At 57.7% G+C, this 23,423-nt stretch carries 18 protein-coding genes and 8 pseudogenes; 12 read left to right on the top strand and 14 right to left on the bottom strand.

Translation table 11 applies throughout. The annotated features are described in order from the left end of the window. Positions 1-2 precede the first annotated feature (2 nt). Together aepX and IVA80_RS09370 are read right to left on the bottom strand one after the other, a co-directional pair. Positions 3-875: a phosphoenolpyruvate mutase gene (gene aepX, locus IVA80_RS09365; RefSeq protein WP_247428438.1), complete on the bottom strand. Its 873-nt coding sequence runs from the start codon at positions 873-875 to the stop codon at positions 3-5. Positions 876-1,594: 719 nt separating this feature from the next. Then, positions 1,595-1,881: pseudogene (locus IVA80_RS09370) on the bottom strand (transposase); the annotation flags it as partial. 457 nt (positions 1,882-2,338) lie between these two features. On the opposite strand from IVA80_RS09370, the pseudogene IVA80_RS09375 reads away from it, so the two are divergent. After that, positions 2,339-2,481, top strand: a pseudogene (locus IVA80_RS09375) (SOS response-associated peptidase); the annotation flags it as partial. A 379-nt stretch (positions 2,482-2,860) separates the two neighbouring features. Here the strand turns inward: IVA80_RS09375 and IVA80_RS09380 are convergent. Further along, positions 2,861-3,097 (bottom strand): hypothetical protein, encoded by a 237-nt coding sequence (locus tag IVA80_RS09380; RefSeq protein ID WP_247428353.1) that lies wholly within the window; start codon positions 3,095-3,097, stop codon positions 2,861-2,863. 169 nt (positions 3,098-3,266) lie between these two features. Here IVA80_RS09380 and IVA80_RS09385 point away from each other — a divergent pair. Then, positions 3,267-3,391: pseudogene (locus tag IVA80_RS09385) on the top strand (SOS response-associated peptidase); the annotation flags it as partial. A 260-nt stretch (positions 3,392-3,651) separates the two neighbouring features. Next, positions 3,652-3,924: a hypothetical protein gene (locus IVA80_RS09390; protein WP_247428357.1), complete on the top strand. Its 273-nt coding sequence runs from the start codon at positions 3,652-3,654 to the stop codon at positions 3,922-3,924. Between the two features lie 79 nt (positions 3,925-4,003). On the opposite strand, the gene IVA80_RS09395 is transcribed toward IVA80_RS09390, so the two are convergent. Continuing rightward, entirely contained in the window at positions 4,004-4,381 is a 378-nt protein-coding gene (locus IVA80_RS09395; protein WP_247428360.1) for a hypothetical protein, read from the bottom strand. A 387-nt stretch (positions 4,382-4,768) separates the two neighbouring features. Here IVA80_RS09395 and IVA80_RS09400 point away from each other — a divergent pair, with 387 nt between their 5' ends. Both IVA80_RS09400 and IVA80_RS09405 read left to right on the top strand, forming a co-directional pair. Further along, positions 4,769-4,972: a hypothetical protein gene (locus tag IVA80_RS09400; protein ID WP_247428363.1), complete on the top strand. Its 204-nt coding sequence runs from the start codon at positions 4,769-4,771 to the stop codon at positions 4,970-4,972. A gap of 122 nt (positions 4,973-5,094) precedes the next feature. Then, positions 5,095-5,298, top strand: a complete 204-nt coding sequence (locus IVA80_RS09405) for a CsbD family protein (protein ID WP_247382607.1) — start codon at positions 5,095-5,097, stop codon at positions 5,296-5,298. A gap of 818 nt (positions 5,299-6,116) precedes the next feature. Here the strand turns inward: IVA80_RS09405 and IVA80_RS09410 are convergent. Both IVA80_RS09410 and IVA80_RS38325 read right to left on the bottom strand, forming a co-directional pair. Continuing rightward, a complete protein-coding gene (locus tag IVA80_RS09410) occupies positions 6,117-6,317 on the bottom strand; it encodes a hypothetical protein (protein WP_247428448.1) in 201 nt (66 codons plus the stop codon). Between the two features lie 15 nt (positions 6,318-6,332). Next, a pseudogene (locus IVA80_RS38325) lies at positions 6,333-6,518 on the bottom strand (transposase); the annotation flags it as partial. Positions 6,519-7,844: 1,326 nt separating this feature from the next. Between IVA80_RS38325 and IVA80_RS09420 the strand changes: the two are divergent. The 3 genes from IVA80_RS09420 (at position 7,845) to IVA80_RS09430 (ending at position 11,237) form a co-directional block, all read left to right on the top strand. After that, complete coding sequence (locus IVA80_RS09420) at positions 7,845-8,567, top strand: hypothetical protein (RefSeq protein ID WP_247428367.1); 723 nt, start codon at positions 7,845-7,847, stop codon at positions 8,565-8,567. A 908-nt stretch (positions 8,568-9,475) separates the two neighbouring features. Continuing rightward, positions 9,476-10,219 (top strand): LuxR family transcriptional regulator, encoded by a 744-nt coding sequence (locus tag IVA80_RS09425; RefSeq protein WP_247428440.1) that lies wholly within the window; start codon positions 9,476-9,478, stop codon positions 10,217-10,219. A gap of 856 nt (positions 10,220-11,075) precedes the next feature. Then, entirely contained in the window at positions 11,076-11,237 is a 162-nt protein-coding gene (locus IVA80_RS09430; protein ID WP_247428370.1) for a hypothetical protein, read from the top strand. A gap of 75 nt (positions 11,238-11,312) precedes the next feature. On the opposite strand, the gene IVA80_RS09435 is transcribed toward IVA80_RS09430, so the two are convergent. Both IVA80_RS09435 and IVA80_RS09440 read right to left on the bottom strand, forming a co-directional pair. Beyond that, on the bottom strand, positions 11,313-12,530 hold the full coding sequence (locus IVA80_RS09435) for an MFS transporter (RefSeq protein ID WP_247428373.1): 1,218 nt from the start codon (positions 12,528-12,530) through the stop codon (positions 11,313-11,315). An 829-nt stretch (positions 12,531-13,359) separates the two neighbouring features. Further along, positions 13,360-14,106, bottom strand: a pseudogene (locus IVA80_RS09440) (outer membrane beta-barrel protein). A 434-nt stretch (positions 14,107-14,540) separates the two neighbouring features. Here IVA80_RS09440 and IVA80_RS09445 point away from each other — a divergent pair. From IVA80_RS09445 to IVA80_RS09460, 4 genes and pseudogenes are all read left to right on the top strand, one after another. Beyond that, positions 14,541-14,873 (top strand): annotated as a pseudogene (locus tag IVA80_RS09445) (SDR family NAD(P)-dependent oxidoreductase); the annotation flags it as partial. Positions 14,874-14,924: 51 nt separating this feature from the next. Beyond that, positions 14,925-15,747, top strand: a pseudogene (locus tag IVA80_RS09450) (electron transfer flavoprotein subunit beta/FixA family protein). Positions 15,748-16,176: 429 nt separating this feature from the next. Then, positions 16,177-16,452, top strand: a complete 276-nt coding sequence (gene tnpB, locus IVA80_RS09455; RefSeq protein ID WP_247428442.1) for an IS66 family insertion sequence element accessory protein TnpB — start codon at positions 16,177-16,179, stop codon at positions 16,450-16,452. Positions 16,453-16,634: 182 nt separating this feature from the next. Next, positions 16,635-16,804: pseudogene (locus tag IVA80_RS09460) on the top strand (transposase); the annotation flags it as partial. A 22-nt stretch (positions 16,805-16,826) separates the two neighbouring features. On the opposite strand, the gene IVA80_RS09465 reads toward IVA80_RS09460, so the two are convergent. From IVA80_RS09465 to IVA80_RS09490, 6 genes are all read right to left on the bottom strand, one after another. Continuing rightward, entirely contained in the window at positions 16,827-18,305 is a 1,479-nt protein-coding gene (locus IVA80_RS09465) for an IS66 family transposase (protein ID WP_247428444.1), read from the bottom strand. A 122-nt stretch (positions 18,306-18,427) separates the two neighbouring features. Continuing rightward, positions 18,428-18,784 carry an IS66 family insertion sequence element accessory protein TnpB gene (gene tnpB, locus IVA80_RS09470; protein WP_247428376.1) on the bottom strand — a complete coding sequence of 119 codons (357 nt, stop codon included), beginning with the start codon at positions 18,782-18,784 and terminating at the stop codon, positions 18,428-18,430. Then, the gene (locus IVA80_RS09475; RefSeq protein ID WP_247428379.1) at positions 18,781-19,212 is read right to left on the bottom strand and encodes a transposase; all 432 of its coding nucleotides are present in this window, start codon (positions 19,210-19,212) and stop codon (positions 18,781-18,783) included. The genes tnpB (IVA80_RS09470) and IVA80_RS09475 overlap by 4 nt, the downstream gene beginning before the upstream one ends. Positions 19,213-20,153: 941 nt before the next feature. After that, positions 20,154-21,062, bottom strand: a complete 909-nt coding sequence (locus tag IVA80_RS09480; protein WP_247428381.1) for an NAD(P)-dependent oxidoreductase — start codon at positions 21,060-21,062, stop codon at positions 20,154-20,156. An 11-nt stretch (positions 21,063-21,073) separates the two neighbouring features. After that, the gene (locus IVA80_RS09485) at positions 21,074-21,757 is read right to left on the bottom strand and encodes an HAD hydrolase-like protein (protein ID WP_247428384.1); all 684 of its coding nucleotides are present in this window, start codon (positions 21,755-21,757) and stop codon (positions 21,074-21,076) included. Positions 21,758-21,761: 4 nt separating this feature from the next. Further along, a complete protein-coding gene (locus tag IVA80_RS09490) occupies positions 21,762-23,354 on the bottom strand; it encodes a class II glutamine amidotransferase (protein ID WP_247428387.1) in 1,593 nt (530 codons plus the stop codon). Positions 23,355-23,423 lie beyond the last annotated feature (69 nt).

Raw genomic sequence — 23,423 nt, forward strand, 5'->3', positions numbered from 1 at the left:
CCCTATTTGCGCAGTTCAGCGTCGGGCGGCAAATATCGCGTTTCCGCACGGGCGAGTTCGTCGTACTTGAACAGTTCGAAGACTTCCTCGAGAGTAGCAATGTGCGGCTCAATGCTCGCGGTGCTTTCCTCAGCGATGATGCGGCCGCAGACTTGACGCATTGCCGCTATTGCCGCTCGCATAGACTGGTTGGCCCAGATCACCGTTGAGATGCTGGCTTTGCGGTATACAGGGATCGGTGTTCGATAGTATTTCGTCGGAACGATCACGACCGGCAATCTGTTCTGCCAAGCGCGCGCGAACGAAAGGATTTCGTCCGCGGTGCTCCTTCGCGAATGAATGAGGATCGCATCGGCTCCCGCGTCGGCGTAGGCGTGAGCGCGCGAAAGTGCTTCGTCCATCTCATGCCCAGCGATCAACGCCTCGATCCTTGCAACCAAGATCAAGTCGTCCGCGACTGTGTCCTTCACTGCCCGGAGGCGGCCAGAGAATTCGTCGATATCGGCGAGGGGGTGCCGATGCCCAACAAACGAGTTCATCTTCGGAAAGCAGCTGTCCTCGAGCGCGACTCCGGCTGCTCCACGCTGACGGAGCCTGCGTGTCACGAGGCGTGCATTGTTGAAATTCCCGAAGCCGCCATCTCCGTCAACGAGCACAGGTAGTTCGCTCGAGTCCACGATCCGCTCGACTACGTCTACGAGTTGGCTCCACGACGCTTCGTTGGCATCGCGGTAGCCCAGGGAGCAGGCAATAGACAGGCCGGACGCCCAGAGGCCTTTGAACCCTGCGCGCTCAGCGATTGCGGCGGAGAGACCATCATGCGCTTCCATGAGGAACGATAGCTCTCTGCGGCAGCAGATTTCGGCGCGCAGCATGTCAGCACGTGAGGAACCGGCGGATTGATCAGGGCCGTTGGCGAGAACAGATGGTAATCGGTCTTGCATGCCAATTCCTTGTGATGACCGGCCTAACGTGTAGACCGGCCGATTTGATCAATCGATAGGTGACATGCTTGCGTCATCTAGATCAATTACGAGGGTTGGTAGTTGACCGGGCCCGCAAACCTGTTCCGTGTCGGAGTGCTCAAGAGTCATTGCTAAGCTCCGCCGGTCATTTGAGTGATGGCACAAATTGAAAGCACAGCTGTGCTCTGGTCTAAGCGCCGACGACTGCATCATCGATCTTGCATTTGTCGACGCGGTTTTGAGACTGCGCGATCTGCGCGAAGGCTTCTGAAGTCGATGGCATTCTGGAGAGTTCGGGCTTAAGCAAGTCAGGGCGCGAATTCATTGTGGACGCGCGCCTTCAAGGTTTGGGGAGGGCGCAGTGCGCCAAATTCTGATCCCCGCAGCGGCGGCATACCATCGCGACCGACGCTTTCTAAGGGCGGGAGACGCCTCGGTTCCCATATTGAGAAAATTGGTGACTCAGTTCCCCAAACTTGAAGCGAGCTCTTCAGCCAGCTTTAATGCGAGGATCGGGATGATGTTCGCGCTGAGGGTATTATGGAGGAGTCGCTTCCTTCGGGGCATCGAAGCACGGCGCGGTTTAGTTGAGCCGGAGATTCGGCGGAAGCCCGGCGACACTGGGCGCTGGCCGACGCCGCGTCGTCCTGGGCGAAGGCGGTGCGATGAAGGCGGAGACGACGCGCCGCCCGCTCTTGCCGGCGTGCGCCAGCGCGTTGCGCATGAAGTGCGCGCGGCAGCGCTGCCAGGTGGCGTTGAGCACCTTGGCGACGGTGGCCTTGACGCCCTCATGGGCGTCGGTCACGACCAGCTTGGCGGCGCGCAGGCTGCGGCGGGCGAGCTTGCTCAAAAACGCCGTCCAGAACGTCTCGGCTTCGGAGGGACCGATATCCATGCCAAGAACTTCGCGCAGGCCGTGGCGCGCGTCCGGGCGGCCTTGCTCTACCGAGCTACACCATCACTGGGGACGTGCCCCCGGTGTTGCCCTACGCAGGGAGATCGCGGACTGAAAAAGATAAGTTAAGTCAACGAAATGGGCCTGCTGTGTCCTTAGTTGTGTCTCAATCCGCAGAGGCCCGCGTCGCCTAAATAATTTGTGTGGGTTAGGGGCGAAGACTGATGAGGCGCGTAACTGGATACAAGTCGGTTGGGCGCTACTGCCAAACTTTCAGGAGGATGTTGGCAGCAGGCCGATCACCGCTGAACTTCCCGACAACCTATCACTGGAAGAAAGCATTGCAGCGCTAGACAACTACACCCCATGGGCAAAGTTGGCTCTTGCTGAGGGTGACATCATGCAACGTGGAAGAGACGAATTCAGAGAAGCAAATTCAATGTGGTGAGAACCGCAGAGACGGCCACACAAAGTTCTTATGGAAACGTGCAACCTATATTCAATCACACCACCAACCGAGCCGCCATCCTCGCGCTCTTCCAAGTGGTCAATCGCTACGTGGGCAACTTGCAGCCCATGCCGGGCGTCTTCCCCAGCTATCCCGCGCCTGTGATCCGTAACCAACCGAAGCCTAGGACGCGCGCTGAACTTTCACGCACGCTTCATTTGTCTGTAGGGCGCCGCGGTCTTTCCTGTCCTGCCGCGTGCGAGGTTCGGCTTGTGACGGCTTCAAACACCGCAATACGCCGGTCGAGTTGCCATAGCTCGATGTCGTTGGCATCAACTAGCTGCTGAGCACGTTCCCGTGCTTCCTGCTCGTCGGCACACTGCAAATTGGCCACGCTTATAACGTGGCGGTCCTGATCCAAAAGGTAAGCTCGGTAGTGCGCCATCCAACCCCCCAAGGTCCGCGCTCATCCATCAGTGTCCGGTCGATGTGCTCGGGTTGTTCCTTCAAATTGACCGGGCCCAGACCCTGGCTGGCTTGATCATCGGACCATCACCTCAATCCTTCAATGAGCTTTCTCCAGCCGAGCGCATCGTTCGCCGTCAGAAGCGAACCGCCAAGCGTTGCCAAGTAGTTTGGCAATTCGCAATCGGGACGCGCGTTCATATTGCCGACAAACGAGGCGACGGAGTTCTTAAGATCGCCTCGGTCGAGATGATCGAAAGCCCGCTGCTTGCACCGCTCGACATATTTGTCGCGCGTCATCTCAATTAATAGGGAACGTTCCATTTCGCCTCCCAACCGATGACTGCTTCCAATAGTGAAGTTGGAGCGGAGTGGATTTGGCCCGTCTGTTCGAAAGGCGACAAACGGATGCGCTTTTGGTCGCAAGTGTGGGAATTAGGACACAGACACACATCGCGACCGCACTGTCGGCGCCGGGCGGAGTCCAAGCCAGATACCCGGGCCGCATCTTGTCTATGGTTTTCTGACGGCTACGCCGAATGCGGTAGTCGCGCCGATCCATCCGAAGGCGATGCCGGTGATCCTAACGACGAACAAGGGCGCGATGTGTGGATGCGCGGCTCCGTTGGGGTAACGCGGACATGCGGCCGCCCCTCTGGAATTACGCATCAGACACCCGCTACACTTCCAACTTCAATTCGACCTGGTGCTGGCCTGTGTTTGTACCAGAAACCGCGGAACCTCGAAATCTCGGGTGAGTTACAGAACCGAAGAGGATTTGGGCAAGCGGTAATGCAATCGTGCGCGCAATAGCATCTGGATTTCTGTTTATCCGTACGTCCCTCTTTATTGGGCAGTATTTGAACAGTGAGGTGACAATGAAAGCATCCCTTCTTCTTACTGGCGCGCTCATCGTCGGATGCGCCGCCCCAACACTCGCTGACGAGTTCTACGTCGTGCAAGGTCCTAGCCACAACTGCACGATTACCTCCACGCGCCCGGCGGACAAGGAAGTCGTGACGCAGATCGGTCCGATGGCCTTCAAGAGCCGCGTCGAAGCTGAAGACCGCATCAAGCAGACCAAAGTCTGCGAGGAAGGTACCGTTGGTAGTAGCACCAGCAGCACGACCGTTATCAAAGAGAAGCAATGAATTTCTGATCGAATTCTGGCGAACTTCGAGAAAGATCGCGCCCCGGTGGGCGCGACCTTAGAGCAGTTGATCGAACATCTCAGAGAGCTGGAGTTAAATCTGGCGGCGCGCGAGATAGCCGACAGTCGCGAGCCGCACTAGCGCGGCTGATCTCGTGCGCAAGCCTTAGCGCATCGCACGGTTGCATCACTTCAATGCGACACGCAGCGGGCCATTCACCATCTGCCGCTTCGCTGAGTTGCCGACCAATCTCTTCATTGAGCGCCTTTGGACCCCAATTCGTACCGTCGCTTTTAACGATCCGTTTGGCGCGTTCGAAGGCATGGCTTTCGGCCGCATCATCACCGACGCGGATGGTTACATCAGAATGGAAGGGACAGACCGCAATTGCTCGAGTTGTCTCTCGCGCATAACGCACGGTCGCGGTGAGATCATCGGCGTACCCTTTGGGGGACATGTACAGCTTCCTGTCGCCTCGACCCGAGGGAGACCTCGCACGCAGTGCGCCATGGCACGAGACGGATCGGCAGTTAGGGCGAGGCCCGGTGTGCCTTGGAGCCCGGGGCCTCATAACCTCAGCAGCCTGACAAGAGGTTGTTCGGCTACACGTCCAGCTTATCCGGAGTAGCCAATCTCGCTTTTGATGTTGCGCAAAGTCTGCCTGGGGCAGCCGGCCCCTTGCGGCGGTTGGAGAGGACAGCGGGGCCGGCGGTCCGATGGGCCGGCGGATCGGGACGTCCGCCACGCCCCGGCACGCTAATCCCGATCAGATGATCGCCGTGTTACTTTGTGGTCGGAAGCAGGGTATTTGTAATGTTCCAGCAAAGGAATAGCGAGGTCGCCGATGAAGGACATGCAAGTCCGGCTGGAGAAGCTCCGCACCGACGCCGCCGAATGTGCCCTCATTCGTGATCTGGCGACGGACCCGAAAAAGCGGGAGCTGTTCGCGAAACCTGCCGAGCACTTGACCGTGCTCGCGTTCGAGGTTGAGCGGGCTCTTGGCGACAGCCATTCCGAGATCGCTCCTGACGTTCCGCCGGGAGCTTAGTCATCTTCCTTTTCGGGGGCTTCCACGAAGGTCGTCCTATGCGGTGCGACACAATCGGCTTCACGTTCGAACTCGGCTCGTGCCGGCGCGTTGGATTGTCCTCCCAACCGGAGGAGGAAGCTATGGATTGGAACCGCATCGAAGGAAACTGGAAGCAGGTAAAGGGCAAAGTGAAGGAGCAGTGGGGCAAGCTGACGGACGATGACTTAGACGCCATTGACGGAAAGCAAGACCAGCTTGAAGGAAAGCTCCAGCAGCGCTACGGCTACCAAAAGGATCAAGCCAAAAAAGAACTCAACGATTGGTTTGGTCGTCAGAAGTGGTAGCCCCTCAAAGCCCGCCGGTCCCCGCGCGGGCTTTTCTTCTCGCGTCGTTCGAAGATTGAGAAGCGACTAGGAGTTGTCCGATCACGCCACGTCAGGGACACGCTCCGAAAACAAACCGCAGAGCCAGAACGACCATCCCAGAGACAAGGCAGGCAATTGCCGCAAGAACCAAGTCAGGTCGCGCACTCCTAGTTACAACCCGCCTGACGAAATTTCTCAGCTCCCCCATCGTATTTACCAAGTGTCGCCCGGAACGAGAGAGAGATGCGCCAAGTCTAGGCATGTCAGCTCTTCTGGGTTGCATTCCCCAGCTTGCCATCGTTGCCATAGATATCGTTCGAGCGTGCAGCGACGTGCGTCCAGTGGATCAACATCATTGCACCGCTAGGTACAACGTCCACGCTCTACTAGCCGCGACCGTCGGAAGCATCTCATCATCCATTGTCGCTCCCGTGCCCTGAAATTCCGGTTGCAACTCGCGATCATGTCGAAGGTTTCCATTTTTTCCCGAATTGGCAGTTCTACTAATGTCGTGATCTGCCGCAGGAACATGCGTCCCCAGTACGCAATTGCTTTTACTGGAGTAGGCGATGAACAATCCTGACTTGGAAGTGCTATTCCGAGCTGTGCAGGATGCTCGGCATATCATCAGAGAGTGTGTGATTTCCAACTCATTTCGATGCGGCACACACGGTGGAGCGCCTGCATGCCCTTCTGGACAGAGATGAGGTGATCCACGTACTCGACCGCGTGAGCCGTCAACCTGTGGCCCGGCTAGCCGGTCGCGAGCCATACCCGCACGCCGGCAGGCAACGGGATCATCGTGGCCGTCCGTCAGTCAGCGCCGCCACGACTGCGCTCAGCGTCGCCGCGTCAACCGCGCCCGTGATCCGCATCCGAGCCCCGGCCGCGAACTCGATCTCGATCGCACCGCAGGTCCCGGAGGGCACCGTCAACGGCTGCCGGTCGGACGCAATGGAGACCGCCGCAAAACCGACTTCGTCAGCTTGCCGCTGCATCGGACCAGACTCGAAAACGAGGACGCCTGTGCGTGCCTGCCGCCGCCAGGCCGTGACCAGATTGCGGTGAATATCATGCCGCCGAGCAACCTCGACAACACTGGCCCCAGGCGCGAGGCTCTCCTCCACGATCCGAAGCTTCTCGGCACTGGTCCATCGCCGTCGCCGCTCTGGACCGGATAGAACCGTTACCGTCGTCACGTTTGCTCATTTGTTTGCAAATTAATGAGCAAAGCATCTCACGCTTGAGCACGATCCGGGAAGGCGGCCTTCACCGGGGGCTTACCTGAGTAGCCCGGCATGTCTCAAAGGGACTAGCAGCTAATGCGCGGGAGTTTTGGCTGCTGCCAATTCGCGCCTGGTTCGTTTGCGGCGCAATTTCGCCCAATGGTTGCTTAGATTATTGATCTGATATAGTTTCCCGCTTGATTTCGCGTTTTTGCTTTTTCGACTATCCATTTTCCACTGACTGGATGCGGTAATGATTTACCAGAACGTCGACAGAATTGTTGTCGGTACCCGCTTTAAGATGAATAAGTTCGGAGCCGCTCGATGCCCAGAGCTGGCTAACCGGAGTGGCGTCGTCATTGACGTGAGCCCTCGTACCACGGGCCTCACCGTGCTGTTCGATGGCGCCCGAAGACCAACTTGCCTGCACAGAGACTTTATATCACCCATCTCAGATGGGGAGATCGCTGCACCTTCTATCGCTTCAGACGAATGAGCGCGCATTAAGTCTTCAAGGCCACGCGAATGGTCAAAGCAGGAGGCGCAGCGATTGATAGCTCTCGCGCGTCAGAAAACCTGCGCCGGCGACGTAGCCCGTGAGCTTGATCGCCATGTCACCTCAGTAAGAAAGAAGGCACGCGAACTCGGCTTGCTACTCCAGAAGCGGGCCGACGTCTCGCAACTCCCTGGGAAGTGCAATCATTCAATGTGGAGCATCGCGCGCCGCCGCCACTTGCGACGATAATCGTTAGGTAGAGATCTGGAGTAGGCGCGCTCCAAATGGACTTCGAGAATCCTTGGCAGCCGCGCGGGGCGCCATGCCGCGAACGATGTCGTCTGGGCTGAACGCCTGGATTGCGTCAAAACGGGCGGTCGGAGGCTTTGGGAGGTCAAGTCCGGTTTACCCGTCATAGCTGACGGTATCAGCTTGGCTCATGCTCCTTCACATCCGAGCGAAGCTCCTGCGGCCCGCGACCAAATCGGCCAGAATTCCTTCAGTCGGCTCTGCTTTGACGCGCGCCGGCAAGCCGCCGCGACCCCCCAGTTCGCCTGCCGCGCAATCAAAGGGAGCGGTTTGCAAAGAAAGCGATGGGATACCGCAGCCTACACTACACGCGAACTCCAAAACGTTGACGGTCCCCCATGAGCTTCTGTTGCTGATCGCGAGTTTCAAACCGTTTGATGAGCTGCGTCTCGAAATTGCCTACCAAAACAAGGGGGCGACAGCATACTTGGTGTGGAGCAAGTATGCTTTGCGAGCGTCCGTCTGCCAGGCCGCTCACAGAGAAGGACAGTCGGATGATTGCGCCGATTCGACGGAACTGGAATCCAAAAGACTTTTTCGATGAGTTGACGCCGGCGATGTTCACGGCCGGACCATCGACTGTGCGCGCACGTCGGGACAAGTTGTGGCCAGAGTTGTATACTGAATACGACGCGAGGCACTTAAAACAAGAATTGTTCAACCGAAATCTGATCGCCACCAACGAAGCTGAGGCGTTCATTAGTGCCTGGGCCGCGGATGAAGAGCGTCACACCGATAGTTTCATCCGGATCATGGAGCTTGTCGCTGGTGAATCCGAAAAAGATCTTCGAGACAGATTGGAAGCTCGATCGCATAGCTTTTCTGCAATCAATGAATACTTGAAGGACGAATTCACTCTGATCGTTATGATCGCATTTGATGAGATGTGTACTTGCCGCGCCTATGCTGCGGATAGAGAGTTCTATGCCGGACTTGGCAGCAGCTTCCTTCGTTGCCTGAGAGAGGTGGTTGCCGACGAGGCAGTTCACTCGATGAACGCTGTTAATGTTCTCCGTGCCCGTTACTGCGAGCGCATTCCCGAAATCGGCGAGATTCTCGACAGCCTAATCCGCAGCGTGGGCGATGATCCGGACTATACCGGCACCTTCGTACTGGATTACTTCGGCGGGAATTACACGAAGCAGATGTTTGTCAATTGCCGCGCTGCTGTCCTGAGAAACGTCGCTAAGCCGCTAACAGCCGCAGTGACGGATTGAAGCGTCGGCGCGCAAGTGGACAGACGAGCGTCTGCGCCTCATCTCCTGTCGGTGCCTCAGAATTGCATGTGTTGGTCGGTCAGAGCGGATTCGGCTCACAGAGGAGTCAGATAGCCTGCATGCGCTGTCCTGGAACTTTTCCGCTTGTTTTCAGGTTCTTGGCAAGCGACACGCAATAATGAGCGATTCAGCGGTGCCTTGCACAAGGGGGCACCGATCACACGTCAAGAGAAAAAGCCAATCAGGCAATCCTCACGAACAATTAAGCCAAATGGCGCTGTCGGCTTTCCTCCTGATGTCGCGAATTCTTCAACGCACGCGCCCGCGGCATGTATCCCAATTCTCTCAAGTCATTGTCGTTAAACCCAATTTTTTGGAGCGGTGCAACTGGTACGACACTTGCTGTTCTCATCCCCAGGTTCTCTCCCTTCCGGAGATGCGTATGCAAAGTGCCCTCTGCACCAAGCAGAATTTCCGACTGCCGGCATATCGGGGTATCCCCCCGACGAACATCGTCCTGCACCACGAGGGCCGGTCGCGCTCAACCCTAAAGAATTGTTCGCGTCGGAGGCATCCGACTAGGGCACCCAGACGCCGCGCATTGTTCATGCAAGGAGCCAAACTTGCGCGAGGAGCCTGTTGGGCTGCTCATCGACCGGGCTCTCGTCGGCGCCGGCGCGGTGAAGATCAGTTGCGGCCTGACGATGCAGATCCGTAGATCGTGCATGACCGTGGCCCACGTCCTTTCATGCTCGCCGGCAAGCCGAACATCTGCGGTGACACCGGGCTCGTTGAGCTCGGGATCACGGAGCGGCTCGGCGACGGATTGGAACTTGCCTCCGCTTAAAACAAGCTCAATCGAGCGGCGCAATACTGACCTTTTGGGTCAGCCCGCTGAGGCGCCCAAAATGGATCTTTTCAGCTTCACCGAATGCGCGACGCGAACGCAATCCCTCCGATCGCTTTTCGAGCTTCTTGTGAGCTGTGCCAGCGACGAAGGCTTCAGCGAAGTCTCTTACGGAGCGCTCAATTTCGCGGAGCCACTTCGCTTACCGGAGTATCCGCCGCCCGCCGTGGCCGTTAAGTGGCCGCCCGAATGGTGTGAACGATATTTTAAGCGAAAGTACCACAAAATCGATCCGGTGGTCCGGCGGACACCGACGCTTTCGCGGCCGTTTCTGTGGGATCAACTCGCCGACCAATATCAACTACAGCCCGACGAAAGGCGCGTACTTGATGAGGCCAGAGAGGCCGGTCTCAAGCACGGCATGAGTGTACCATTGTTTGGGCCATTGGGTCGATTATCGGTCGTGTCGTTTGCATCTCAGTTCGACGATGCCGATCCTCAACATTCCAAAGGCCATCTCAACGCACTAGCCTGGCACTTTCACATCGCTTGTGTGGAGATCACACGCCCGGCGGAAGATAACTGCAATATGAGAGTTGCGCTATCACAGCGGGAACTAGATTGTCTACGGTGGGTGGCAGAGGGCAAATCGTCATGGGAAATCGGGAGGATATTACAAATCAGCGAGAATACGGTGAACTTTCATCTTAAGAACGCGATGCGAAAGCTGGGCGCGACCAGCCGGATCCAAGCCGTCATTGTGGCGATCCGCCTCAATCTTATTTTTGATGTCCATGCTGCGTGAGCATCTTGATGGACGATGATTGTATCGAAGCCAGTTTGCGTCTGAAAACTGCTGTGAAGACAAAAATCGATCCTATGGGCAATCGTTCGTCAAGGCATTGAGCAAGCTCGACCTGCCATGTGACGAAGCCACTTGCTCCTAGCGCGCACGTTGTATACGGCAACTACGTGCTTGGTCCCGGGCATGCTTTGGAGCGTTAAGTTAGAATCGGTCCGGCTAGGGAGGTCCAGCATTTGCAGGTGTTCGTAGGACGTGAGGTTTTCAGTCGCCGATCGTGGCTGAAGGCGGCAATGAAGATCGGTTGTTTGATTCAAGCTGATCGGTTTGCTTCAGTAGATTTTTTCTCGTGAGTTTAAAAATGCTACTGGTTCGAATATATGCTATCTTACAGGTATGAATCGATCAAAAGACCAGCTTGTAAACCCGGTCGACAAGCTCCTTCTGGAGGGGGCTGGTGGATTCGACGCGGCCGATGCGCCACGGCTACTCTGCCCAGCTTTCAAAGTTCTAAGTAAAATCAGGCTGGCACGAACAGCCCAAGCGTAGCGTCTTCCGGCGGCCGCGCGGCGCCTAAGCTGGCAACAGGTATCCCTCCAGACAATCGTCCACTATTCACCGCTTGTCATGGTGGGCGGACGGCGTTCGAACTGCAAAGCTATGCGCACACCTTCCGCAATCAACGACGCACGTGCATCTCTATGGTCCAAAAGCGCGCCGCAATGGGTTAAAAAGCTGCCGCTGTCCCTCGACTATGCATGCCTGTACGGTTCCTAAAGGGCCATCTGGACGCCCGAACGGATCATGAGCAGTATTGCGGTCGAAATGAATGTGAACATCAAGACAAGACGACTCGGATGTGGATCTCATGCTGGCCATGAGGCAATCATCGATCAAACAGACCGAGTTCTTGTTTCTGCAAGGCAATCAGGAAGGCTGTCAGAGCGCCAGCGATCCGAATCCGCGCAGGTTGGATGATCTCGAGGGCAATCCAGGTGCTCAATCGCTGGGCCGCCTCTAGTTTCCTCAAATGTATGATTGCTGTCGACCGCGACGCTCTGACTCAGGAAGACTGGTTAGTGCGTGAGTCCGATCATCAGTCTCTCGCCACGCGCTGCGGTGTCAGATTGGCGGCGCGGATGAATGCCGCAGCGAGCAAGGCTGAGAGAGCATAGCCGAGACCCGGCAATATCAGCGTGACCCTGTAGCCAAATCTTGCCGCGATAAACCCGCTCGCCGCGAAGCCTATCAATGCGAACGCCGACATCACCGAAGTCAGGAACGTGACATCTGTCCCCGCCTTGCCTGGCCGGGCGAGCGCGAGAAACCAGTTTGTGAATGTAACATGCTGGACTGCGAGGGCCGCGAACACGATCCCAACGCTCGCGACGGCGCTCACGCGAACGCCGACATAGCGATCGATAATCGCAAGCGCTCCAAAACCGATGGCCAGGACTGCACAGCCCCAGATCACGCCCCGGTTCGGCGCCATTCGGGTCAGGATCGCGCTGGTCACTGGCGCGATGATAGTATACGTGACTACGTTCGAGAGCGCTCCGATCCATCCGATATCTGCCGCGGCAAAGCCGAGATCGACGAGCCGCAACTGCACCATTGCAAACGCCAGCGCGATCCCGATAACGCCGGGCGCGATCAATGCAGCCGTTGTCCACATGCCGTTGTTGAGAAGGATCGGGAAGATAGACAGGCGCTGCGGTGAGCGCACTCGGTTCATGCAATGGAGCGGTTCAGGAATCGCGAACACCCATCCAGCGAAAACGGCTAGCAGCAGCGCTAAGCCCAGCAAGGCCGGACGCCAACCGACAATCTCGATCAGCTGGAGGCAGACCGCGCCACCGATCACGTGGCCGACGACCCGTCCCCAGCCCAGCAGCGCAGCACCGAGCGGACGCTCGCCGGAACCGAGGGCTTCCGCTATGTAGCCCAATGTTGCGATCCGCTGTGTGGCGGCGACGGTCGCAAGGGCGAGAGAAACAAGAAAAACCGGCACGAAATCGGTCTTTGGGTTCAAAAATGCCATCGCTGCCAGCGCAGTGGTAGTGGCGATTTGGGTCAACAGGATCCATGACCGCCTCAGCCCGAGACGATTGAGGCTCCATCGATCCACGACGGGGGCCCAAAGAAAGTTAACGGTGAAGGCAAAGAAGACCGTGCCATACAAGCCGACCAGTTCCAGGCTGGCGCCGTTGCCCCGAAGGATCACCGGAATGGCCGAATAGATCAACGCGATCGCCAGATACTGCTGACTGGCCAACGCAACCATCCCGATATGTGGCATGTAGCGACTTGCCATCAAGCCTCTTCCTTTTAAAGAGCAGTTTCGCATGTGCTTCGAGAGCGCGGTTTGGACAAGCAGTGGATCGTTCCAGCGCAGCAGCGACTCAAACCGGACTATGATCCGAGCGTTGGCTGTACGGGGTGAGAGATCCGGGTGGCAGTTGCTACTTCGAATCAGTTCGCACACTGCGCCTGACCTTCATCTTGTCGAGCAGACCGACCGGCTAGAAACAGGGGGCGACGTCGCTATACATCGGCGAAGGATTAATGAAAGACGACCGGCCGCAACCGTCGCCGGCCTGCGCGCCAACTTATCCTCTGACCAGCTCCACAGAACGGGCGTCAGCTTTATTGCTGGGCCAAGGCCTGCCGAATTGACCTCGCAGCTAGCGATGGGCGCAATCATCGCGGCTCCTGAAGAAACGAACTCCAGATCACATCAAACACTCCATTGCGCGCATCCGGTTTTTAGCCAAGCGCCGTGAAGCCGGCATCGGTGACGGCGGTACGAAATGAAGCAAGCAGCGTGCCGCTTGAAAACTGAAGGTTCTCTAGTCGCCTCATGTTGCGCGGGCGCGTCAGATTGGAAACAACGATATCTCGAACCTGACAATCGTGTCGTTATCCTTGACCGTACACACCACGCGCATTTCAGAGGCGGAAGGCTGGGATCTGGCGCGTGCACCCAGTGTGCCGCTGCCGACGAGGCGCATATCGCAGGGCCCAGTGCAGAAGATCATGTCCCTTGCGTAACTTGCAAAGGCGGCGCTTCTGCAAAGGCGTCCAGTCAGCGCTGCGCGGAAGAGCACTCCGAAGAAAAAGCCCCGACCGAAGGTCGGGGCTCCTCAATCCGCCGCAAACGCGTTGAGATCGCGATTTCTAACCACCGGAAACAGCTTGTAGTTAAGCCGAAGGGTTACCATATCGACATCCTGGTGAATGCGATCCGACCCGGCAGCGGGGAAGGTCACGTTGCTCTCCGGGATGAACAGGTGATCATACTCGACGCCAACTGACCAGCTGGGGGCGAAGTTAACTTCCAGGCCAGCGCCTACGGCGCGCCCCAATGGACAATATCGCTTTTAGCAAGCTCCGCCCCAGTGACCGTCGAGTTGGTCTGGTCTGTGTTGCTGGTCACCACAGCACCGCGCTTGGCCCAAAGCAGCAGGGTTTTGAAAGCGTAGCCGATCTGGCCGGTGAGCAAGCCGAACGCATCCGTCTTGGTTCGATTGATGTTCGACGGGAAAGCGGTGCTGATATTGGAGCCGCTGAACTCTGCCCAGTCGTCCAGGCCTTCAACGCCGTAGACCACATTGAACATCTGCCAGCGATAGCCAATCTGGCCACCGATAGTGCCGGCGGTCATACCATGGCAGCCTTCGGGAGTAACGCCTGCGAAATCCCAGCAGTTATGGCTCGAGCCCCAGCCGCCGTTAATGCCATATAGTAACCGGTCCAGTCACAGATCGCGGGAGCGACCGAGAGCTGCGGCGCGTTGGATTGGACAGGCTGTGGAGCGAGATCCGCGCCAAATGCGGGACCGCCGCGTTGATTGCGACGATGCTTGCAGTCAGAAGCGGCAAATTCTTCATTGGAGTGTTATTCCTCACTTGAACCCCGGCTCTGCGCGTCTTGGCAACATCATCGTGAATTGCTGTAACTTCAGCACAACATTCCTCAGGAAGAAATCGCTCTAATCTCACGTTGCGTTAGGTACTGGAGCTAGAAATCCCGCCATCCAGAATGTTAGCGTTGATGCGCGTATTGGTTCAAGCACGTGGGAGTTAGCTGTCCAACTTGGAAGGCTGCTCGCATCAGAGAGCGGCTAGTGCAGATCTCGGCAAAGCACCCGAGAACGAAATGCGCGTCCACGGTCCGTGAGCAGCGGGTTGCGATCTTGGGCATCCTCGACTAACCTCGGAATCGCGTCGAAGGCATCAGACGCTTCCGAAGGTTGCCTGTCGGAACGACCCCCGAGCTGCGCAATCATGGTCTTGACGCATCGATGATGGGCCAGCGGACGGATATCCAAGTCGATCTCAGTGATCATCGAATGCTGCCGCGCACAATCTCTGAGGTCAAACAACGCTCGCAGGTGCGTCCTTGTACGCATTGATCAACAATGCCGGCGTTTCGCCGAAAGCGCAAAATGGCGCGCCGCAGACATCGTTGACGACGTTGATCGAAACGTGGATGAGTGTGTTCCATCTCACTCTGGTGGCTGCGATCCTGCTTGCGCAGGGCTTTTTTTGGCGAGCTAAAAGCCGCGGCAGGATCGATTGTCAACGTGACCTCAATCGCAGGCTCGCGGGTGCACCCGTTTGCTGGCAGCGCCTATACGACTTTGAAGGCGGCGCTCGTCGTCTGCATCAAGCAGGTTCCCGGCTCCGCGCAGATCCGCGTGCCCCCCGTGACCAACACCATCATGCGTCAGGGCGTGCCGACGATCATCAATCCATACGATCTCTTCGCGCTCGAGGCAGCGCTGGAATTGCGCGATCGGTTTGACGGCGAAATCACCGTGCTTACAATCGGGCCAATGTCGTCCGAAGACTCCTTACGCAAGGCGCTGACATTCGGCGCCGATCGAGCCATTCTGCTCAGTGACCGCTGCTTCGCTGGCTCCGATACTCTGGTAACAACTTACGCATTGGCAGCCGCCATCCGAAAAGTTGGTAAGGAGCATGGACCGCCCGACTTCATCTTTACCGGCAAGCAAACCATCGACGGCGACACCGCGCAGGTGGGACCCGGCATTGCGAAGCGACTTGGCATGCTACGGCTGACCTACGTCGGCAAGATCAGAGCACTAGATCCGATCGTGCGCACAATTGAAACGGAACGACGAGCCGAAGGCGGTGTCCAGGTTCTGCCTACCAGGCTGCTGTGTCTCATTACCATTCTCGAGGCCACCAACTAGATTTGCCGCGGCGCCATGGCGGATGCGCTACGAGCCGCCCGCGCGCCATTCGTGAAATGGAACGCACAGGACGCGGGCGTCGAGGACCTTTCCAAATGTGGTCTTAAAGGCTCGCCGACCGTGATCCAGCGGGTCTTCGCTCCCTCGGCGCGCGGTGACAAAGCGGGCGCTGCCTTCCGAGCAGCCGGCGCAAGCTTTGATCGAGGCGATCTTCAAGCACCAGCCTAGCTTGAAGCGTAAGCGCTGTTCGGCGGCCACCTACCGGAAGACGGGGCGATCTGCGAGTCTGCGGTTTGATGGACACTGTGCATAGTGCTATCATGGAGACGGTGCGGCGGCTTGAGGTCTTCACCCGAGCCGGCCGTCGGCGGAAGTGGAGCGACTAGGATAAGGCGCGGATCGTTGCGAGCGGCGACTCGGTCTGTTCGGTAGCTCGATGGATTGCCGCCGCAGCAGTTCTTTGGCTGGCGCCGTCAGTTGCGCAAAGCATCGGGCGGTCATTCCGAAGCAGAAGAAGTACAGTTTGTGCCAGCGGTGGTGGATGCCGTAGTGCCGGTGAGCGCTCTCGGCCGTGAGCGTAAAGCGTTGCGCTGCAAGGCTAAGGCGGATTCCGGAACCAAGAGATCGAAGTTGATGGCATCACGTTCCGGGCCGGTCGTGGTGCGGACCCAATAACGATTGCGTCGATCGTCTAGGCGCTGAAGGCGAGCCGGTGAACGGTCCGTCGGGTGCGGTCCGGGTGATGGTGGCGACCAAACCGGTAGACTTTCGCAAAGGAATGGAGGGGCTTGCTACCCTGGTGCGCGAGAGCATGTGGGCTGACCCATTCTCGGGAGCTGTCTATGTGTTCAGGGCCAAGCGGGCGGATCGGATCAAGCTGGTGTTTTGGGACGGAACGGGTTTGTGTCTGTTCGCCAAGAGGCTAGAGGATGGAATCTTCCGCTGGCCGAAGATCGAGGACGGTGTGATGCGTCTGTTGGCGGCGCAATTGTCGGCGCTGCTGGAGGGGCTCGACTGACGGCTTGTGCATGAAGCACGGGCGACGCCGGCGCCCGCACAAGCGGGATAGCTGCTGGCGGCGCTGCGGCGAAGTGAATCAGGAGCGTCGGACGCGTCGCCAGATTGCAGCGAATATTTGAACTGGGTGTCCGAAGCCTGCCTGACGATCCTGAGACGCTGAAAGCGATGCTGCTTGCGAAGACCGAAGCCACTGTCGCCCAGGTTCTGGTGTCCAAATATGCCGATCACCTGCCGTTGTATCGGCAGGCGCAGATTTGCGCCCGCCAGGGCATTGAGCTCGATCGTTCGACGCTGGCGGACTGGGTGGGGCAAGCAGCCTTCCATCTACTCCGTTGCATGAGCGCCTCCTTGGCAAGCTCGTAAGCGTCGTTCTCAGGCCACGGCTTTGAGGGCTTGAGCGCGGTAGGCCCAGGGCAGTAGCAGGTCGATGTCGCGGTTTGGATGTCCGATGACGATCCTGGTCAGGACGTCGGTGAGGTAGGCGAGCGGATCGACGTCGTTGATCTTGCAGGTCTCGACCAAGGAAGCGATGACCGCCCAATGCTCGGCGCCGCCGTCGGATCCTGCAAATAGTGCATTCTTGCGGCAAAGTTTGATACCGCGGATCGATCGCTCGACGGTGTTGTTATCGAGTTCGATCCGGCCATCGTCAATGAAGCGCGTTAGTCCTTGCCAGCGCGAGAGAGCATAGCGGATGGCCTCGGCGAGCTTGATCTTCTGGCTGATGAGAGCCAGCTTGGCGCGCAGCCATACCTCAAAGGCATCGGCCAGTGGTCGGCTCTTCTGCTGCCGCACGAGGCGACGCTCCTCCGCGCTGCGGCCGCGGATCTCCTTCTCGATCGCATAGAATGCGGCGATGTGCTTGAGCGCCTCGCTCGCGATTGGAGCGGGGCCGGCTGTCGCGAGTTCGTAGAAGTTGCGCCGCATGTGCACCCAGCAGAAGGCGAGCTCGACTCCGCCGCGTTCGGCAAGCTTTGGATAGGCGTTGTAGCCATCGACCTGCAGGACGCCCTTGAAGCCGGCAAGATGGCTGAACAGCCGCTCGGCTTTGCGGTCGGGTGCATAGACATAGGCAATGCCGGGCGGATCGAGGCCGCCCCAGGGCCTGTCGTCGGCTGCATAGGCCCAGAGCTGGCCGGTCTTGGTGCGCCCTCGACCGGGATCGAGCACCGGCACCGTCGTCTCGTCGGCGAACAGCTTGGATCTCGCGCGAAGCAGAGCGAGAAGGCGCTCATGCAGCGGGCGCAGATGGAAGGCGGCATGCCCAACCCAGTCCGCCAGCGTCGATCGATCGAGAGCGATGCCTTGGCGGGCATAGATCTGGGTCTGCCGGTAGAGCGGCAGATGATCGGCATATTTGAACACCAGAACCTGGGCGACGGTTGCCTCCGTCGGCAGGCCGCCCTCGATCAGCCGGGCCGGAGCCTCGGCCTGCGTGACGCCATCTTCGCAGGCTCGGCAGGCGTATTTAGGACGCCGGGTGACGACAACGCGGAACTGCGCCGGCACCATGTCCAGCCGCTCGCTCCTGTCTTCACCGATCCGATGCAGTTCGCCCTGGCAGCAGGGGCAGGTCTTGTCGTCGAGGTCGACGACGACCTCGATCCGCGGCAGGTGGGCCGGCAGTGCTCCGCGATTGACGCGGCGCTTGCGTGCGCGCTCCGCTCGGCCTTCCGGGGTTGTCTCGTCCTGACCGGCCTCGGCAAAGGCTGCGACCTGTTGGACGTCCTCGAGGCCCAGCAGCATCTGCTCCTCGGGAAGCGACTCTGCCTTCCGGCCAAAGCGGTGGCGTTGCAGCTCCTTGATAATCTGACGCAGCCGCTCGCTCTCGTGAAGCGCTGCCAGCAGCATCGCCTTGAGCGTCTCGGGATCATCAGGAAGGTTATCGCTCACAGGTAAATCAGAGCATATTCGCGCCCGCTTGACGACGTGCTCGATGCCCCTGATTCACTTCGCCGCAGCACGGCCCACAATTATCCGACTTGCGTCGGCACGACCGTCTCCCGTGCCGCGTGGACACGCCGCCAATCGAGCCCTTCGAGCAGCGCCGACAATTCCGCCGCCGACAAACGCATCACGCCATCCTCGATCTTCGGCCAGCGGAAGACGCCGTCTTCGAGCCGCTTGGCGAACAGGCACAAACCCGTGCCATCCCAGAAGATCAGCTTGATCCGGTCTGCGCGCTTGGCACGGAACACATAAACAGCACCCGAGAACGGGTCAGCCTGCATGTGCTCGCGTACCAACATGGCAAGCCCCTCCATTCCCTTGCGGAAGTCGACCGGCTTGGTTGCCACCATCACCCGGACAGTTCCGGACGGGCCGATCACCGGCTTGCCTTCAGCGCATGGACGATGGCCGCAATCATCGCCACATCCGCGCCTCGGCCGACCCGGATAGTGACGCCCTCGGCTTCGATCTCGATGCCCCCGATATCCGGCTTGGCCTTGCGTCGCGCTGTCTTGCGCTCATGGCCAACAGCCACGGCCGGTACCAAGGCGTCTACCACCGCCGGTACAAACGGCGGATCGTCAGCCATCGGCGTCGGCAACCGGCGTGCTTGCCGGCGCCAGGTGAACACTTGTTGTGGGGTCAGCCCGTGTCGCCGGGCAATCTCGGAAACGACGGCGCCCGGGACCAGCGTCTCCTCGACGATCCGGGCCTTGTCGTCCTTGGAGAACCAACGACGGCGTCCCGTCTCCGTGATCACTTCCAGCCGGCGCGCCGTCACGTCCGATTTAAGCGTATGGTCAAGCATAGACACAAGCCGATCCCTTCAAAGAGATCGTGAAACTCGCCTATCCCATGTGCCGCGAGAAGGTGGGAGCGGAACGACGCCTACCTTGAAGCGGAACTTGCCGCACTGGTCCGCGAGTAATCTGGGCAGCTTTGCGGGCGCTTTCAGGCATGCGCGTCGCTGCACAACTCCGAGGCTCTAACCGCTCCTGGATGAAAACTCGACGGCAGGGCCGCGCCAAGCGCGGTTCCGACAAGAGGAATTTCTCGGCGCGGGTCTTACGTCTTCAAGACCGCGGCCCGTCTGGAAGGATCTCGACGTAGGGCGGGTGTTGAGTCGGACTGCGTGAGGTTGCAGATTGACAAACTCAGACGGCTGAAGTCCCGTATCGGCCAATACTAGGAAGATTAAGCGCGCACCCTCGTTTAGGCCCCATCCCTCCAGAGCTAGTTCTGAATGAAGAACATGGTCGAATAGGCTTCACACGTTACTATTCACCTCGCTCCTAAAAGGTTTGCGGTATGTTGAGGAGATGTCTGTTGCTCAGCTCCTTGAGCATCCGGCTAAACATGTTCGCTATGCCCGCCTCAACCTCATCAGCCAGGACACGTTCGCGGTGCCATTCCGCATAGCTAGACCGGCGTCGTCAGAAGCTATGCAACCGCTTTGTGGCCGGTGACGTCCTCGAGCTCTTTCACCGTCCGTACGTGGCTGTTGCGCCAAATCGCGGTCTCCTCTCTCGTGATCGCCTGGTATTCTTCAAAGAGCAAAGCGGGAACGACGGCCGAGCCTGCGTGCTCAAAACAGCAGCCCGGGCTCGAGCATCGCTTTCAAGTCCGCTGAGCACAAAAGCATCTAGCCGATGCTTTGGGCATCAGTGTGAAGGCGATGCTGGAGAACAGGAAGACATGGACCGTAGAGGTTTGTTTTGGGCGCATCGCCGCTAATTCTGTCGTGATTCGTCATCCCCTTGAGGAAAGCGCAAGATGAGGTAAGGTCAATTCACCTTTGCCTTCGGCGAGACAGGTTTGGAACTTTTGCGCGGCGGCAGTCAGAACTGGCACCTTCAACGCGTTTTCGTTCGCTAATCGCACGCCGCAGTGAATATCCTTTTTGGCGTTTCTGATCGATATTGCCAAAGCATCCGGCTTTTCGTCCAACAAAAAGGCTGCAAAGTTTTGGAATATCCCGCTGTTGGTCGCGCCGCGACTGACCAAGGAGCGTAAGGTTGCAAGGTCGACGTCAACGGCATCGGCAAGCTGGCAAGCTTCGGCTACCACCGCCGCCATGCCCATCGTCATGCTATTATAGACAAGTTTGAGCTTATGGCCCTGTCCAATATCACCCACATGGACGATGTTCTCGCAAAATGCGGTAAGAACGCGAGCCGCGATAGGAAACGTGTTCTGATCCGATCCAACGATGGCGTTGAGGCGCCCTTGCTCAGCTTGTTCAGGGCTTCGTGTTACGGGGGCATCTATGAAGTGCAATGCATGCCTTTTGGCCTGTTCGGCTAAAGTGAGGGTTGAAGCAGGATAGGACGTGGTGCAGTCAAGTATCAAACTCTGTCGGGGCAAATGTGCAAATAGCCCATGTTGCCCAAGGCAGACTTCCTCGACCTCGCAACTTGAGGGCAGTGATAAAACGACGGCACTTACATGCCGGGCCAATTCAGAAATTGCGGTGTGCTCATGAGCACCCATGCCAGTCAAGCGTTCCGCGCCAACACGGGTTCTGTTGACTTTGATATGCAATTCAGTGCCATGACGCAAAAGACTGATTCCTATGCCTGTTCCCATGCGCCCTGCGCCGATTAGGCCGATTCGTTGTCCGACTTTCCCAGGCGTTGCAGTTGACGGAGTTTCAGTCATGCTCTGCGTCTTTATGAGTTCTGAAAAAGGCCACGCTCCTGCAGAATGGGCAGCAGCTTATGATGGTCCTCGATGAGATAATCCGGCTGCGCCGCTCGCAGACGCGTCTCGGAAACAAATCCGCCCGTAATGGCTACGCTGATCAAGCCAAGTTCGCGTGCAATATCCGTTTCGACCGGCATGTCCCCGACGATGAACGTTGAGCTGGGGTTCAGATTGTATGCTCGCATATACAGACGAAGCCGCTCTCCTTTGCTTATGCCTTTATATTGAGTAGCGCGGCTTTCAAAAGCCAGAACCTCCGCGACACAATCTTCGATTCCATGTCTTCGTAATTGGGTAATAAGGGGATCGACTATATGGTTACTGACAATAATGCTGGAGACCTCTTGTTGACGTGCCGTTTCCAAAATGCAACGCGCGCCTTCGCGCAGATCGGCTTTGCTCGCCAGCGGTTCGTAAGTGTCGTGAAAAATAGCGCTGTCATGGCTATCGACCGTTTCGATTTCGCTCTCCGATATTCCTAGATTGCGGAAAAAAACGGAAAGTGGAACATCGAAATGATCCCGAAAAGTTTGCATGTCGATGGCAGCCCGGCCGAAGCGGCCCAAAATGGTGTTCGTCGTTTGTAGCAAGGCGTCGGCGTCGTCGAGGAGAGTGCCGTTCCAGTCGAATACAAGAGCAGGTTTCATCATGGCCTCATGCTGCAGACGTTTTCGTTGAGGTGAGATCGGCGATCAATCTATTCAAATTCTCGTCTGCGCGTTTTTGCCCGCCAGGGGTCGGCATCTCGAACGTAAACGCAGAAAGATCAATTCCCTCATGTCCCCGCGGCAGCAAGGAAAGCAGATCTTCAAAGGGCAAATACGTGATGCTAGTAGCGTTGATCGATAGAGCAATTTTGCGTTCGATCACCCGGAGCGTTTGCGGCGCGACCCTATGAAAGCGCAGGCTATCGTGCCGCGTTTCGGGTGCCAGGCTTTTCCATATTTTCCAGAACGCTAGCTCATCTATGGTCTCGATACCGATGCCGTAGTAATTTGGTGCAACGATAGGCGGCGAACCGATTGCCCAATGCACAGCCTTTGCCCCAGCGGCAAGAAGCATCTCCGTCACTGCGCGACTTGTATCGCCACGAATAAGAGCTTCATCGGCTACGACGATGATTCTATCCGTGACGTCGTTCGTTGCGACGCGGTACTTTTGCCAGATGAGCGATTTGCGCTCGCCAAGAGACCCGATAAGTGTGCGCTGAGAGCGGTTTACTGCGATCACCTCCTGCCGATGGACGAGCGCACTTTGCTGCTTGGCCAGCGATGCAAATAGACCGTCGGCATACGTTGTCCCGGTGCGCGGCATGGAAGAAACGATTATGGGAGCGGAGCTTGTTTCGACTGCTAATCGCGGCCAGACAATTCGGCCCAAGGTCATGCCTATATCATGACGAGTTGCCAGGTGAGATTGCCCTTGCACCAACGTTCTTGCATTTCCCAGATAGAGCGTTTCATAGGCGCAAAGCTTGGGGCTGTGTCGAGCCTGGCCCACAAAGTGATCAAGGCAGTCTCCCGTTCTGCCGTTCACATGCTTGATGTGACTTGGCCGGATTTCGTCGACTCGGCCTTGTAGCCCAGAGAAAGCACTGTTTTCTGAGGCAAAAAGTAGAAAACCATCTTCGGTTTGCATGAATTCCAAAGGCCGCAAACCCCTGCGATTGCGGAAGGCGGTCAGATTTCCTAGGCCATCCAACAAGAGTGCACTGACGGCTCCGTCAACACCCTTGTCAATGTCTTGGAAGACTTTCTCGTAGTTAACCGGCAGACCGTGCTGCCAATAGTCTCTTTCACAAACGCTCTCGATCAGCCTGAGCAAGAGCTCCGCATCGGTTTTGCCGCTGATGGAATGACCTTCAGCGTGCAGTTCTTTCCTAAGTTCATCAGCGTTGACCAGAGCCCCGTTCAAACAAACCGTCAAACGGCGGCAGGAGGCTTTATGATTGTCAAAGGGCTGGAAGTCGGCATCACTCTTCTCGCTGTGAGAGGGAGTGCGAACGTGTGCTATAGCTACATGCGGTCTGAAATGCGCGTCCTGCTCAGTGAAATCAACACCTGCTAGTTTGCCTGCTGGCCGGCATGACTTTGTATGTTGAAACCGTTCTTCATGCATAAACGCGGCAACGCCGAACCCCTCTTGTCCACGGTTTTCGAGCTTCGGCACCATGTGCTTGAGCTGATCGTAAACCGTCCTTTGTGAGCGGCTTGAAGGCAACAGAAATGCGCCTGCAATACCGGACATGCTATGTCTCCTTGACCGACGATTATGGATGTCGCCCGTTGCGTGTTGTTGTTTTCCACCCTGTCCGGT

It is taken from the genome of Bradyrhizobium sp. 139, assembly GCF_023074175.1.
Lineage (GTDB): Bacteria > Pseudomonadota > Alphaproteobacteria > Rhizobiales > Xanthobacteraceae > Bradyrhizobium.